The sequence below is a fragment of the Pedobacter sp. genome (genome assembly GCF_965227205.1).
Classification (GTDB): Bacteria; Bacteroidota; Bacteroidia; order Sphingobacteriales; family Sphingobacteriaceae; genus Pedobacter.
Map to the genome: position 1 here is coordinate 3,031,542 of NZ_OZ245727.1, position 15,189 is coordinate 3,046,730.

14 protein-coding genes are annotated in these 15,189 nt (G+C 37.7%); 11 read left to right on the forward strand and 3 right to left on the reverse strand.

The window, feature by feature from the left end; translation table 11 throughout:
• Positions 1-3 precede the first annotated feature (3 nt).
• The 10 genes from ACO05K_RS12875 to ACO05K_RS12920 all read left to right on the forward strand — a co-directional run bounded on the left by ACO05K_RS12875 (position 4) and on the right by ACO05K_RS12920 (position 12,059).
• The gene (locus tag ACO05K_RS12875; RefSeq protein WP_421944837.1) at positions 4-477 is read left to right on the forward strand and encodes a DinB family protein; all 474 of its coding nucleotides are present in this window, start codon (positions 4-6) and stop codon (positions 475-477) included.
• A 255-nt stretch (positions 478-732) separates the two neighbouring features.
• A complete protein-coding gene (gene ilvC, locus ACO05K_RS12880) occupies positions 733-2,214 on the forward strand; it encodes a ketol-acid reductoisomerase (RefSeq protein WP_421944838.1) in 1,482 nt (493 codons plus the stop codon).
• A gap of 122 nt (positions 2,215-2,336) precedes the next feature.
• Complete coding sequence (gene leuC, locus ACO05K_RS12885) at positions 2,337-3,749, forward strand: 3-isopropylmalate dehydratase large subunit (protein WP_421944839.1); 1,413 nt, start codon at positions 2,337-2,339, stop codon at positions 3,747-3,749.
• Between the two features lie 168 nt (positions 3,750-3,917).
• Positions 3,918-4,679 (forward strand): class I SAM-dependent methyltransferase, encoded by a 762-nt coding sequence (locus tag ACO05K_RS12890; protein WP_421944840.1) that lies wholly within the window; start codon positions 3,918-3,920, stop codon positions 4,677-4,679.
• Positions 4,680-4,744: 65 nt separating this feature from the next.
• A complete protein-coding gene (gene leuD, locus ACO05K_RS12895; RefSeq protein WP_421944841.1) occupies positions 4,745-5,326 on the forward strand; it encodes a 3-isopropylmalate dehydratase small subunit in 582 nt (193 codons plus the stop codon).
• Positions 5,327-5,551: 225 nt separating this feature from the next.
• Positions 5,552-7,045, forward strand: coding sequence for an ATP-binding cassette domain-containing protein (locus ACO05K_RS12900; protein ID WP_421944842.1), 1,494 nt, complete (start codon positions 5,552-5,554; stop codon positions 7,043-7,045).
• A 55-nt stretch (positions 7,046-7,100) separates the two neighbouring features.
• Positions 7,101-8,198, forward strand: coding sequence for a 3-isopropylmalate dehydrogenase (leuB, locus tag ACO05K_RS12905; protein ID WP_421944843.1), 1,098 nt, complete (start codon positions 7,101-7,103; stop codon positions 8,196-8,198).
• Positions 8,198-9,703 carry a 2-isopropylmalate synthase gene (locus ACO05K_RS12910; RefSeq protein ID WP_421944844.1) on the forward strand — a complete coding sequence of 502 codons (1,506 nt, stop codon included), beginning with the start codon at positions 8,198-8,200 and terminating at the stop codon, positions 9,701-9,703. The genes leuB and ACO05K_RS12910 overlap by 1 nt, the downstream gene beginning before the upstream one ends.
• Positions 9,704-10,216: 513 nt before the next feature.
• A complete protein-coding gene (gene ilvA, locus ACO05K_RS12915; protein ID WP_421944845.1) occupies positions 10,217-11,467 on the forward strand; it encodes a threonine ammonia-lyase IlvA in 1,251 nt (416 codons plus the stop codon).
• A 244-nt stretch (positions 11,468-11,711) separates the two neighbouring features.
• Positions 11,712-12,059: a cupin domain-containing protein gene (locus ACO05K_RS12920; protein ID WP_421944846.1), complete on the forward strand. Its 348-nt coding sequence runs from the start codon at positions 11,712-11,714 to the stop codon at positions 12,057-12,059.
• Positions 12,060-12,143: 84 nt separating this feature from the next.
• Here ACO05K_RS12920 and ACO05K_RS12925 read toward each other — a convergent pair whose 3' ends face one another.
• The gene (locus ACO05K_RS12925; protein WP_421944847.1) at positions 12,144-12,704 is read right to left on the reverse strand and encodes a DUF4230 domain-containing protein; all 561 of its coding nucleotides are present in this window, start codon (positions 12,702-12,704) and stop codon (positions 12,144-12,146) included.
• Between the two features lie 136 nt (positions 12,705-12,840).
• Between ACO05K_RS12925 and ACO05K_RS12930 the strand changes: the two genes are divergently transcribed.
• Positions 12,841-13,248, forward strand: a complete 408-nt coding sequence (locus tag ACO05K_RS12930) for a hypothetical protein (protein WP_421944848.1) — start codon at positions 12,841-12,843, stop codon at positions 13,246-13,248.
• Positions 13,249-13,257: 9 nt separating this feature from the next.
• Here ACO05K_RS12930 and ACO05K_RS12935 read toward each other — a convergent pair whose 3' ends face one another.
• A complete protein-coding gene (locus ACO05K_RS12935) occupies positions 13,258-14,250 on the reverse strand; it encodes an ABC transporter ATP-binding protein (RefSeq protein ID WP_421944849.1) in 993 nt (330 codons plus the stop codon).
• Positions 14,251-14,367: 117 nt separating this feature from the next.
• Positions 14,368-15,162 (reverse strand): outer membrane beta-barrel protein, encoded by a 795-nt coding sequence (locus tag ACO05K_RS12940; RefSeq protein ID WP_421944850.1) that lies wholly within the window; start codon positions 15,160-15,162, stop codon positions 14,368-14,370.
• Positions 15,163-15,189: the final 27 nt, after the last annotated feature.

Consider the following 15,189-nt stretch of genomic DNA (forward strand, 5'->3'; position numbering starts at 1 on the left):
AATATGATAAACGAAGTATTTGATTTTATAATAAACTCACGCAAGGCTTTTATTCAACTTGTTGATGGATTATCAATTGAACAGCTGAATAAAATTCCTGATGGTTACAGCAATAATATCATTTGGAATTTCGGGCATATTGTGGTGAGTACGCAAACGCTTTGTTATGTGCGCACAGGAATTTTAGCCGATGCGAGTTCAATAAAATTCAATGAGTTTTATAAAAAAGATACTCGCCCTACTTATACTGTAACAGCGGAGGAAGTAGCAGAATTAAAGGCTCTAGCGCTTGACAGTATTGAAAAGATAAAAGAAGACTATGCTAATGGCATGTTTGCGAACATCACTCCTTTTTCAACTTCAACTTACGGCGTAGAGATGAAAAGTATTGAAGAGGTCTTGGTTACAACCATAGGTCATGATAATGTGCATTATGGATATGCATGGGCGCTGAAGAAAGGTGTAGAAAAGGTTTAGGGTTTATGGTAAAAACACCAAACCCAAGTTAGATAAACCCGATTGAAGTGGAAATACTTTTGGATGGGTTTACGAAAAGATTGCCACGTCGTTCCTCCTCGCAATGATGGAAGTAGAGCAGACTGACAGAGTACAAAAAGATTGCAATCCTCAACAATGTTGGGGAGGACTGAAATAACCGAAAAGCACAGAAAATTGCTTTTCAAAAAGAACAAATAATTAGAAAATAGAACCATAAAATAAATAACAAAAACGATGTCAAATTATTTTAACACATTACCTCTTAGAGAAAAATTAAACCAATTGGGTGTTTGCGATTTCATGGAAAGCAACGAATTTTTAGATGGCGTTAGCGCTTTGAAAGGCAAAAAACTAGTAATTGTGGGTTGCGGCGCTCAAGGCTTAAACCAGGGTTTAAATTTAAGAGATAGTGGTTTAGATGTAAGCTACACGTTGCGCAAAGAGGCGATTGAGGGCAAAAGAGATTCGTGGAAAAATGCAACGGAAAACAACTTCAAGGTTGGTACTTACGAAGAATTAATTCCAGCTGCTGATGTGGTAATTAACCTTACGCCGGATAAACAACACACTGCCGTTGTGAATGCAATTATGCCTTTAATGAAAGATGGCGCTACTTTATTGTATTCTCACGGTTTTAATATTGTGGAGGAAGGTATGCAAATCCGTAAAGACTTAACAGTAATTATGGTGGCCCCAAAATGCCCAGGAAGCGAAGTTAGAGCAGAATATGTTCGTGGTTTCGGCGTACCTACTTTAATTGCGGTGCACCCAGAAAACGACCCTCAAGGTAAAGGATTAGCGCAGGCAAAAGCTTATGCTGTTGGTACGGGCGGTCACAGAGCTGGTGTTTTAAAATCGTCTTTCGTTGCTGAAGTTAAATCTGATTTAATGGGTGAGCAAACCATTCTTTGTGGTTTGTTACAGACGGGTTCTATCCTATCTTTCGATAAAATGGTGGAGAAAGGAATTGATGCTGGTTACGCTTCTAAACTGGTTCAGTATGGTGTTGAGGTAATTACTGAAGCTTTAAAGCAAGGTGGTATTACGGCGATGATTGATAGATTGAGTAATGTTGCTAAAATTAAAGCTTTCGAAATTTCGGAAGAATTAAAAGATATTATGCGTCCGTTATTTCAAAAACACCAAGACGATATTATGAGTGGCGAATTTAGCCGCATTATGATGGAAGATTGGGCAAATGGCGATAAAAACCTTTTGGCTTGGAGAGCTGAAACTGGCGAAACTGCCTTTGAAAAAACGCCTGCTGGCGATGTTAAAATTGGCGAACAAGAGTATTTCGATAACTATTTATTGATGGTTGCTTTCGTACGTGCGGGTGTTGAATTGGCTTTCGAAACAATGGTTCAGGCAGGTATTAAACCAGAATCTGCTTATTACGAATCGTTACACGAAACACCGCTTATCGCAAACACCATTGCCCGTAAGAAATTATTCGAAATGAACCGCGTAATTTCTGATACAGCTGAATACGGATGTTATTTATTCGACCAGGCTTGTAAACCTCTATTGGCTGATTTCATGAAAAAAGTGGATATTGATTTAGTTGGTAAAAACTTCAATGAAGGTAAAGACGGTGGTGTTGATAACAGAAAATTAATTGATGTTAACGAGGCAATCCGCTCACACGAAGTAGAACAAATTGGTGCTACGTTGCGTAAAGCGATGACGGCAATGAAGGCGATTAAAACTGCATAGAATAAAAAGAATGTCATCCTGAGCTTGTCGAAGGAATTCTTTTTATTCTTTAAAGAGTCTTCGATACTTCGACAAGCTCAGTACTAGCTAAGCTCAGACTGACAACATTAAAATAAAACAAAATGTCAAAAACATTAGTAGAAAAAATTTGGGATGCACACGTTGTAAAAAGTGAAGAAGGGTTTCCTGATATTTTATACATTGATACACACTTAATACATGAGGTAACTTCTCCGCAGGCTTTTGATGGTTTGCGCAAGAGAGGTTTGCCTGTTTTTCGTCCGCAGCAAACAGTGGCTACGGCCGACCATAACGTACCAACTTTAAACCAGTTATTGCCGATTAAAGAAGAGCTTTCCCGCTACCAGGTGGATATGCTGACTAAAAATTGTGCTGAATTTGGTATTGAACTTTATGGTTTAGGTCATCCTTTTCAAGGGATTGTTCACGTAATCGGACCTGAGTTGGGTATTACCTTACCAGGAAAAACGATGGTTTGTGGCGATAGTCATACTTCTACACATGGCGCTTTCGGGGCAATTGCTTTCGGTATCGGAACATCACAGGTAGAGCAGGTTTTCGCAACGCAATGTTTATTGCAATCGAAACCTAAAACCATGAAAATTGAGGTTAACGGCGAACTTGGAAAAGGTGTTGGTGCGAAAGACATTATTCTTTACATCATCGCTCAGATTTCTGCCGCTGGTGGAACTGGATATTTCATTGAATACGCAGGTTCAGCAATCGAGAGTTTGAGTATGGAAGCTCGAATGACGATTTGCAACATGAGTATCGAAATGGGTGCAAGAGGTGGGTTAATTGCTCCAGACCAAATCACTTTCGATTACATTAAAGGCAGAGAGTTCGCACCTACTGGCGACGAATGGGATAAAGCTTTAGCGTATTGGAAAACGTTATACAGCGATGCTGATGCAACATTTGATAGCGTTTTAACTTTCGATGCGGCAGACATTGCACCGATGATTACTTACGGAACCAACCCGGGAATGGGAATGGGTATCCAGGAAAATATCCCTGCAACTAGTGCACAACCTGAAAAAGAGAAGCTTTCTTATCAAAAGGCGTTGGATTATATGGGTTTTGATGATGATGCATCGTTAATTGGCAAGCCAGTTGATTATGTTTTCATCGGAAGCTGCACCAACTCTCGTATTGAAGATTTACGTGAGGTAGCAGATTTTGTAAAAGATAAACGCAAAGCGGATAATGTTACGGTTTGGATTGTTCCAGGTTCGAAACAAGTTGAGCAGCAAGCTAAAAACGAAGGTTTGGATAAAATTTTCGAAGCGGCTGGTTTCCAATTACGTGAGCCAGGTTGTAGTGCTTGTTTAGGTATGAACGAGGATAAAATTCCAGCAGGAAAATATTGCGTTTCTACATCGAACAGAAATTTTGAAGGTAGACAAGGGCAAAACGCAAGAACTTTATTAGCGAGTCCATTAACGGCGGCAGCGGCGGCTGTTACAGGTGTGATTACGGATGTGAGGGAAATGCTTTTGCAAGAACAAAGATAAAGGAACAAAGATTAAAGACTTCTTGACCTTTACCAATCGTCATTGCGAGGCACGAAGCAATCTCACTTATAAAATAGATTGCTTCGTACCTCGCAATGACGATAACGCGAAAAAATCTTAGATGGCCTTAGGTTTCTTAGATGGTAAAAAAATTAAAATAAAGTAAAAATGCCAGAAATAGTTTGGGATGCAACAATATACGATAAACAACACCATTTCGTATCTGATTTCGGAGCGGATGTTTTGCAATGGTTAGCGCCTAAAGCCGACGAACACATTTTAGATGTGGGTTGCGGAACTGGTCAGCTGGCTGCGCAAATTGCCGAAAGTGGTGCTGTTGTTATAGGCACTGATGCATCAGCAGATATGGTTGCAAATGCCAGAACTACTTATCCCAACTTAAACTTTGAAGTGGTGGATGGAACTCGACTTGCTTACCATGAAAAGTTTGATGCAATTTTCAGCAATGCGACTTTCCATTGGATTGAAAACCAAAATGCTTTGGCTGAGGCATTATTTAAAAGCCTTAAAACTGGTGGAAGATTGGTTGCGGAGTTTGGCGGCAAAGGCAATGTTAAAAGCATAACCGATGCGATAAAATCTGCCGCTGAACAATTAGGCTTTGCAGATAAAGTGCTGACTGATTTTTGGTTTTTCCCATCAGTGAGTGCCTACGCTACGCTTTTAGAATCGAAAGGTTTTGAAGTAGAACAAATTTGGTTATTCGACAGACCAACAACGCTAATTGGCGAGGACGGAATGTATGTTTGGATTAACCAATTTGCACAGCATGCATTTAAAAACTCAACAGAAGAACAAGCTGAATCTATTAAAAATTTAGCCGTAGAAATACTGAAACCCGATTATTTCATCAACGGAGAATGGGTAGCAGATTATAGAAGATTGCGAGTGAAAGCGATAAAAAAGTAATAAGTTTTAGGTTATAAGTTGTAAGTCTAAACAACCAACAAACCAGAGAACAAAAAAACGACACAATGAAAAAATTCACAAAATTAACATCGGCAGTAGTGCCTTTAAATATAGAAAACATCGATACCGACCAGATTATCCCTGCAAGGTTTTTGAAAGCGACAACTCGTGAGGGTTTTGGCGAAAACTTGTTCCGCGACTGGCGCTATGAAAACAATAATCAACCTAAAACTGATTTCGTTTTAAATAACCCAACTTACAGCGGACAGGTTTTAGTGGCTGGGAAGAACTTTGGTTGTGGCAGTAGTCGTGAGCATGCAGCTTGGGCGATTCAGGATGCAGGTTTTGATGCGGTAATCAGTAGTTTTTTTGCCGATATTTTTAAAGGTAATGCGCTAAACAATGGCTTATTACCAATACAAGTGAGTGAGGATTTTCTGGCTCAAATTTTTAAAGCGGTGGAAAATAATGCTAAATCTCCTCTAGAAGTTGACTTAGAAAACCAAACGGTAACCATTGTTGATACGGGCACGCAAGAATCTTTCGAGATTAATGCTTATAAAAAATCATGCTTGATTAATGGTTATGATGATATCGATTTCATCTTGGCTCAAAAAGATTTGATTGAAGAGTTTGAGAAGAGGTAGAAAGCGTACAGCTGAAAGACCAAAGCGAAAGAGTAAAGCTAAAGGCTAAAGCGAAAAACTAACACACTCGTCATTGCGAGGCACGAAGCAATCTTAATGCGATAGGTTAAAAACCAAAGCCACAAGTTGTAGGATTGCTTCGTACCTCGCAATGACGACCGCCAATAAAAATCAGTGAAATCACTTTAATCGGTGCAATCATCCCGAAGGGAAAAAATAAAAAACATGAAAGAAAGTTTCGTCAGTATTCAAGATTTAACCTTAAAACACCAACAAAAATCGGTGTTAAAGGATTTGAATTGGACAATAAATACTGGTGAACAATCTGTTTTATTTGGCGAAAGCGGAAGCGGAAAAACATCCCTGGCTAAAATAATAGCTGGCTTACAAAGTGCCATTGGCGAATTAAAAATCAACTTTGATGATGAAAGCGATTTGCCTGCCGAGGTTTTATTTGTAGAGAGTTGGTATCAATTTAAAAATTTAGAAGGCGTTGCAAATTTCTATTATCAACAGCGTTACACCAGTCAGCAGGCTAAGGATACACTTACTGTTCATGCTGAATTGGTGAGTTATGGCAAAGAAAAAAGTCTTCATTTAGATAAAGTTGAACGCATTTTAGAAGCTTTAAATTTTTCTTCATTTGCCAGTTCGCAACTGATTGAATTATCAAGCGGAGAACACAAAAAACTGCAATTGGTTAAAGCTTTATGGCTAAAACCACAACTATTAATCATCGACCAACCTTACACGGGTTTAGATGCAGCATCACGCAAAAATTTAAATATTCTTTTAGATGAGGTTGCTGAAAGCGGCGTTCAATTGATTTTGATTTCTAACGATACTGAATTGCCAACTTCTATAAATCGCTTTGCGGAAATAAAAGATGGTAAAATCAGCGTTTCAAATTTAAGAGTTGTAACATCAGTTTCTGCTAAAAAAAATCTAAAGGAAATTCCAGATTTTCTAAAAGAATCGCCGGTTTATTCATCAAATAACATCGTTAAAATGGTTGATGTGAATATCAGCTACGGCGAAAAACAAGTTTTAAAAAACATTAACTGGGAAGTTAAAGCAGGCGAAAAATGGTTGTTGCAAGGGCATAATGGTTCTGGAAAATCAACTTTATTAAGTCTGGTAAACGGCGACCATCCGCAATCTTACGCCAACGAACTTTATTTATTTGGAAACAGACGAGGAAGTGGTGAAAGCATTTGGGACATTAAGCAGCACATCGGTTTAATTTCACCTGAATTTCATTGGTATTTTGATGCTTCGGCAACGGTTTGGCAAAGCATTGCTTCGGGTTTTTATGATACTGTCGGGTTATTTCAGCAATTGCCATACAGCAAAAGCCAACAGGTTGATGAATTGGTTGAATATTTTAGCTTAACCGAAAATAAAAATGAGTTGTTAACGGCACTTCCATTGGGGAAACAACGATTGGTTTTACTGGCTAGAACAATCATTAAAAATCCTGAATTATTGATTTTAGATGAACCTTGTCAGGGTTTAGACCAACAGCAAACCCAACATTTTAACCAATTGGTTGATGAGTTGTGCAGCAATGGAATGACTTTAATTTATGTTGGCCATTTTGAATCGCAGCTGCCAACCTGCATCGAAAAAAGAATATTATTAGAAAAAGGCGAAGTAAAAGTCGTCGAAAGTTTAAATACCCAAACTCGTCATTGCGAGGCACGAAGCAATCTCGTTTAAGAAGTACAGCAAAGGAGATTGCTTCGTACCTCGCAATGACGACAATATTAATACGATGAAGAAGAACATTTTAGTAATACCTGGAGACGGTATTGGACCAGAAGTAACCACTTGGGGAAAAGCAGCATTAGAGAAAATTGCAGAAATTTTCGGTCATGAATTTGTTTTTGACGAAGCTTTAATGGGCCATGCGGCTATTGAAGTTACAGGCGAACCTTTGCCAGACGAAACTTTAGAGAAAGCAAGAAAAAGCGATGCCATCCTCTTTGGCGCTATCGGCCATGCCAAATACGACAACGACCCGAGTTTAAAAGTTAGACCTGAGCAAGGTTTATTAAAAATCCGTAAGGAACTTGGTTTATTCGCAAACCTGCGCCCAATTTTATTATTTGATGAACTTCTTCAGGCATCGAGCATTAAACCAGAAATTTTAAGAGGAACAGATATTTTATTCTTCCGCGAATTAACTGGCGATGTTTATTTCGGCGAAAAAACACGTTCCGAAGATAGAAATACAGCTTCTGATTTGATGATTTACCATCGTTACGAAGTGGAGCGTATTGCGCACAAAGCTTACCAAGCCGCACAACAACGTAGCAAAAGATTATGTTCTGTAGATAAAGCTAATGTTTTGGAAAGTTCTCGTTTATGGCGTGAAACCGTTCAGGAAATTGCGAAACAGTATCCTGATGTAGAAACCGAGCACATGTTTATTGACAATGCTGCGATGCAGTTAATCAAAAACCCGAAAAAATTTGATGTGGTTTTAACGGCAAATTTATTTGGCGATATCTTAACTGATGAAGCTTCGCAAATTGCAGGTTCGATGGGTATGTTGGCTTCTGCATCTGTCGGAGAAAGTACAGGTTTCTTCGAGCCAATCCATGGTTCGGCACATGATATTACAGGAAAAGATTTAGCTAATCCACTCGCTTCTATCCTATCCGCAGCCTTAATGCTCGAAATTGGTTTCGGGCTGAAAGAAGAAGCTAAGTTATTGGTTGACACCGTTGATGCGGTTTTGAAAGAAGGTTTCAGAACACATGACATTGCCGACCAAACCACCAACCGATTTAAAGTTTTAGGCACAGCCGAAATGGGCAAATTGGTATTGAAATTTTTATCACAAAAGTTAATCCCAACACAAGAATAATGATACACGACCCAAATAAAGTATATATTTTCGACACCACATTACGCGATGGCGAACAGGTTCCAGGCTGCCAGTTAGATACCAACCAAAAAATTGAGATTGCTAAAGCACTTGAATTACTTGGTGTTGATGTGATTGAAGCTGGTTTTCCAATTTCAAGTCCAGGCGATTTTCAAAGTGTGGTGGAGTTATCAAAAGCGATAAAAAACCCAACCATATGTGCTTTAACAAGAGCCATTAAAGGCGATATAGACGTGGCAGCAGAATCGTTGAAATACGCCAAATATCCACGTATCCATACTGGAATTGGCGCTTCGGATATGCACATTCAATACAAATTTAACAGTACCCGAGAGAAAATTTTAGAAAGAGCGGTTGAAGCCGTTAAATATGCAAAAAAGTTTGTAGAGGATGTTGAATTCTATGCGGAAGATGCAGGAAGAGCTGACAATGCATTTTTGGCTCAAATGATTGAAGCGGTAATTGCAGCTGGTGCAACTGTGGTAAATATCCCTGATACGAATGGTTATTGTTTACCAGAGCAGTATGGTTCGAAAATTCTTTACTTAAAAGAAAATGTTAAAAATATAGACCAGGCTATTATTTCTGTTCATTGCCATAACGATTTAGGCGTTGCAACAGCTAATAGCATTGCTGGTGTTTTAAATGGTGCCCGCCAGATTGAGTGTACTATAAATGGAATTGGCGAAAGAGCCGGAAATACTGCTTTGGAAGAAGTTTCGATGATTTTAAAAACCCATGCTTTAGGTTTACATACCGGAATAAACAGCAAGCACTTTACTGAAATCAGCGGAATGGTTAGTCGCATGATGCACATGCCAGTTCAACCAAACAAAGCTATTGTTGGTAAAAATGCTTTTGCCCATAGCTCTGGCATTCACCAGGATGGATTTTTGAAACACCGCGAAAATTATGAAATCATCAACCCTGAAGATGTTGGTTTAAACAGTGCGGATATTATTTTAACTGCCCGTAGCGGTCGCCATGCTTTGAAACACCATTTAGAGCGTTTAGATTATGATATTGAGAAAATTAATATTGATGATGTGTACGAACGTTTCTTGGTTTTAGCTGATGAGAAAAAAGACATTACAGATGATGATTTACTTTTCTTAATGAGCGATGGCGAAACTGAATCTTACAAAAATGGTTACAAATTAAACTTGCTTCAGGTGGTTTGTGGCGACCAGGCTAAGCCTACAGCTAACATCAAATTGCAATATGAAGGTGTAGAGAAAGAAGCTAAAGCCGAAGGTAACGGACCAGTTGACGCAACAATAAACGCTATTGTGAGCATCATCGACAAAGATATTACACTTAAGGAATTTGCTATTCAAGCCATGCATGGCGGAAGTGATGATGTGAGTAAAGTAAACATGAAGGTAGATTACCAAGGCAAATCTTTCGTGGGTTTTGGTTTCAGCACTGATATCGTGAAGGCATCTGCTAATGCATATTTAGACGCGATTAATAAGTTTTTGTAAGGGAGCTGAAAGCAGAAAGATTAAAGCTGAAAGACTAAAGGTTAGAGACTAAAAGTTAAAGCGAAAAGAAAAGCCGCTTCGTCATTGCGAGGCACAGCCTGCCCCGACATTTCGGGGAAGCAATCTTAAGGCGATGAGGTTTATGGAATAAAGAGATGGGGGTATGAAAAGGAACACCCCGTCCTGCGGACACCCCTCTGGAAGAGGGGAATTGCAAAGCGCAAGTCTGTATGTTGCTTTTAAACTTTGAGGGGAATTCCCCTCTTTTTAGAGTGGTGCCTGAAAGGCGGGGTGTTCCTTTAGCATCTTGCACAGACCAAAGTATATAAACCTGACAGCAGTGGAAATACTTTTTGTTTGCAGGTCTTCGACAAGCTCAGACTGACAATCGCAAAAAGATTGTAACGCATGGCAGGACTACAATAACCGATAAGCAAAAAAGTTGCTTTTCAAAAGAATATAAGTGCGATTCAAATCTTGATACTTGATTCTCACTACTTGATACTAGAAAAAATGAACAATACAATAAAAAATACTTTCGATTTTGAAAGCGCTTTTAAAACCTTGGCAGGAGTAGTAAAACGCACTCCGCTTGAGTTTAATGAAGGATTATCGCAAAAATACAATGCCAACATTTATTTAAAAAGAGAGGATTTACAAATTGTTCGTTCATACAAATTGCGAGGTGCTTACAATAAAATAAGTGGTTTAAATGCGGATGCATTACAAAATGGAATTGTGTGTGCGAGTGCCGGTAATCATGCGCAGGGTGTTGCTTATTCTTGCAAAAAACTGAATATTAAAGGTGTAATTTTTATGCCTGAAATTACCCCAAAGCAGAAAATCAAACAGGTAAACATGTTTGGTGGTAATAATATCGAAATTGTTTTGGTTGGCGATACTTTCGACGATTGTTTAAAGGAGGCTTTAATTTATTGCGAAGAAAAATCTTCGACATTTATTCCGCCTTTTGATGATGAAAAAGTGATTGAGGGGCAGGCTACGGTTGCGATGGAAATTTTCGAAGATTTACCAGATTTAGATATGATTGTTGTACCTGTTGGGGGTGGTGGCTTAGCTTCGGGTGTGAGTGCGTATTTGCAAACGGTAAAACCTGACGTTAAAATTTTTGGGGTTGAGCCAATGGGTGCGCCATCGTTAAGCGAGGCGCTTAAAAACGGTGGACCAATAACTGTTGAAAATATTGAACGTTTTGTAGATGGTGCTGCAGTGAAAAGAATGGGCTGGATTACTTATCAATATTGTAAGGAATTGCTCAGCTCGACATATTTAATTCCAGAAGGACAAATTTGTACCACCATTTTAAAACTTTATAATGAAGATGCGATTGTTGTAGAACCTGCTGGTGCATTATCTGTTGCTGCGTTAGAACAGGTAAAAGACCAAATTGTAGGCAAAAATGTGGTTTGCGTAATTAGCGGCGGCAATAACGACATTGAGCGCATGCAGGAGATCAAAGAAAAATCTTTGCTTTTTGAGGGTTTAAAACATTATTTCATTGTTCGTTTTCCGCAACGTCCGGGAGCTTTAAAGTTATTTGTGAATGAGGTTTTAGGTCCGCATGATGATATTACCCGTTTCGAGTTCATCAAAAAAACGAATAAGGAAAATGGGCCTGCTCTAGTTGGAATCGAGCTAACCAATAAAGAGGATTATGCGAGTTTATTGCAGCGTATGGAAGATTTTAAATTCGAAATTATAGAGTTGAACCAAGACCAGACTTTGTTTGAATATTTGGTTTAATTTGTTTAACTGCTTTTAACCGCAAAGAGCGCAGAGTTTTTCGCAAAGAACGCAAAGGATTACTTAGAAAAATAACCATTAAGAAAGATAAGAACATTAAGACAGTTGCGCTTAGATTAACTTACATTTCTTAGGTGGTAAAATTTAAGTGCAGATAAAGTTTTTAAATCAGTGTCATCCTTAGCTTGTCGAAGGACGGTAAAAGCGTTTCGACAAGCTCAACGTGACAAAATCTCATAAAAAAATGAACTTCAAAGATTTAACCAACAAAACATTAATTACCGATAACGATATCGACTGGGATGATTTAGGCTCAGGAGTAAAGCGTAAAGTAATGCCTTTTGATGATAACCTGATGCTGGTTAAAGTTGCTTTTGAGAAAAATGCAGTTGGTACAATTCACAATCATCCGCACTTGCAATTGAGTTATGTAGCAAAAGGCAGTTTTGAAGTTACCATGGGCGACGATAAAAAAATACTAAACGAAGGTGATGTTTTCTTTGCGCCATCGAATGTATTTCACGGTGTGGTTTGTTTAGAAGAAGGATTGTTAATCGATATTTTTAATCCTCACCGTGAAGATTTTTTATAATTTTTTCACCACCTCAGGCACCTAAGTTATCCGTTTAAAAAACTTAGCAGTACTAAGGTTTCTGAGGTGGTAACATACAAAATACTAATCAAAAGTTAACCGAACATTTTTATAGCCTAATCCTTCGATAATAGGTTTCAAAACATTTGCCGCATTGGTTTTGGTTTGCGCCAGAATATCCGATTTCTTCACTTCAGCGGTTACATGTTTTTCTGCTGCTTTGTAAGCCTCATCAACTAATCCCGCTTCGCGGAAGAAAGCCATTTTGGTATCGTAAACTTTCGAATTTTTATGGTCGATTTTTACATAACAAATCTCGGGCTGTGGCAAATTTACTACAGCTGTATCAGCATCAATTTCAATATTATCTTTGGTTATTTTTGTTAAGTCGATACAACCTACAGCCTCTGCTTTTACAATTAACAAAACACTTGCCTCAGGCAAAAAATCGGTTTTATTTTTATGCTCCAATACATCGCTAATTTGATAGCGAACCAGCTCCAGTTTACCAATAGCCTCTATTTTTTCTACCAAAAGTTGATGTTTACTTTCGACAGAAGTATTAATGCTGAACTTTTTGGAGATAAAAAAGTAACCTGCAACGAGTAAAATTAGCCAAGGTAAAACTCTAAAAATGATTCTCATAGTGAAAAGAATTAATTCAAATTTCAATGTTATGTTACACTTGCTAAACAATTATTAATCCATAATGTGTGATTCAGAATTTTTGGCAGTTGTTTTGTATTACGTTCAGTACACACACAAATTAAACAAAATCAACATGAAAAAACTTACTATTTTAATGCTTTGCATTGCCACACTAGGTTTGGCATCTTGCAAAAAAGAAACCTTTGTTCAAAGTCCAAATACTATTTTAACAGTAGTTCGCGATATTCCAACAACGGCATGGGCACTCAGCAGCGATAGCAGAACGTATACAGCGGAAATTTCTGTTCCTGAGATTGACCAATATCACATAGATAATGAAGGAACTTTAGTTTACATTTCTTATAATAGCGGTGCAAGTTATATTGCATTACCTTTTGTATATAATATTGATGCTTTCAGCTATGAAGTATATAGAGGTGGTGTTGCTATCGATGTTCAAAGTGCAGATTTTCAACTTCAACCAAGAAGACCTACATCAACTGTTAGAATTAAAATAGTACTGGTAGGAAACGATTTATAATTTATATTTCTAAAACTCTAAAAAACGACTAATGTTCAATTGAACGTGGTCGTTTTTTTTATGCTCTCCCCTATTTAATTGTAGTGCCCTAACTGTTACGCCATTTCTTTCCAATAGCAATTCGTCATAGAATCCTTTATAATAAACATCTTTAATTTCAAATCTTCTGCTACTCCAACCATTATTTATTTCAGCCCATTCGGGATAAAAAACAACAGAGGCCGCAAAAGTTTTCAAACCCAGTTTTTCTGCATCGCCACGAGATAAAACAACTGCGTTGCCTAAAATTTGTGCAGTATAAATATGTTTTGGGTGTTGATAAATTTCTGTTGGTTTGCCAGTTTGCAAAAGTTCACCATTCCTCAAAATCAGTAATTGATCAGCTAAAAATAATCCATCTGCTGGGTCGTGAGAAACCAAAATAACCGTTACACCAGTTTCTGCTGCAACACGTTTAATATCGGCTCTTAATTGGTTTTTAAGTAAAGCATCAACCTGGCTAAAAGGCTCATCCAACAATAAAACTTTAGTATCGGCAACCATCGCTTTGGCAATCGCAACACGTTGTTGTTCTCCACCGCTTAATTCGATAATCTTTTTATTTTGTAATGGAAGGATACGCAGATGTTCCATTATTGCCAAAGTTTTTTCTGCTTTGGTTTTTAAATCTGTATTCGATAATTGTGAAGCAATATTATCATAAACCTTTGCATAAATATTCAATGAAAAATCCTGAGTCACCATTTTCATCTGTTTATGACCCGGCATTAATTGTTCATCCGGACCTAAAACACGCTTATCTTCGAAGAAAATTTCACCCTCATCGGTTTTTAATAAACCATAAATAGATTTTAACAAAGTTGATTTCCCGCTACCGCTTTCGCCAATAATAGCCACAACATCACCTCTATTAATGCTAAAACTAATATTTTTTATTCCTCCGGCTTGTTCAGCCTGGTATTGTTTCGTTAAGTTTTTTACAATGATTATAGTATCGCTCACGGAGTAAATATAAAGCTTAAAGCAGAAAGACTAAAGCTTTACCCAAATGTTTTAAACAAAAAAATCCTGTTCCGCCTAACCGAAACAGGATTTACATGATTTGTGTGTTGTTATATTTTAGTTTAAACCGAAGGTTACACCGAAACTCATGTTCTTTAATCCAGCTTGCTGTGAAGTTGTAAACATATCGTTGAAATAATATTTAGTAAACAAACCTAAGCCACCGTAACCAAATCTAACTGTGCCTCCGTAACGTACGGCTTGAAAATGGTAACTATCGTATTGTTTTTCTTTGCCACGTTCTTCACTAACCTGTTTAATTTTTCCATTAAGTAAAAAGCTTACTTCAGGGCCAAGAACGAAGTAAAATCTCTTGCCTTTACCGTTTTCTTTAGTACGGAATTCAAAATTTAAAGGAATGTGTACATAACTGCTAGAAAATCTATTTTTTGAGAAGTTAACAGGTTGTTCGGTGTAAACAAATTCATTAGAATTCTTAGCAATTGTTATATTTTTTCTCAGTCGAATTAAAGTCCAGTCGAAACCACCTGCAACATAAACTTTAAAGTTAGAGTTAAAACGGTATCCAAACTGCAAGATATCAAAAGAGAAAGTACTTGTTTTTCCACCTTTATAATCTAAAAATTCATTATTTGGAGATAAGTTAAAATCTCCGTTATCAATTAATCTGGAGAAACCCAAATCAACTCTTGTAAAGGTAATTCCACCAACAAAGCGACCCGATTTTGCAGCAGTAGCAGAGCTATCTTTCCCATCTCTGGTAAACTTAACCATACCTAAATTTATATCTTTTCTATTCTTTTTTATCGAATCTTGCTGCGCGTAAGTACCTTGAGCCATAACACCGATAAGCCCGCCTATCAAAAGTGTTTTAAGAATTAACTGTTTCATATTTTGTGTGTGTTTATTTTTTGAATT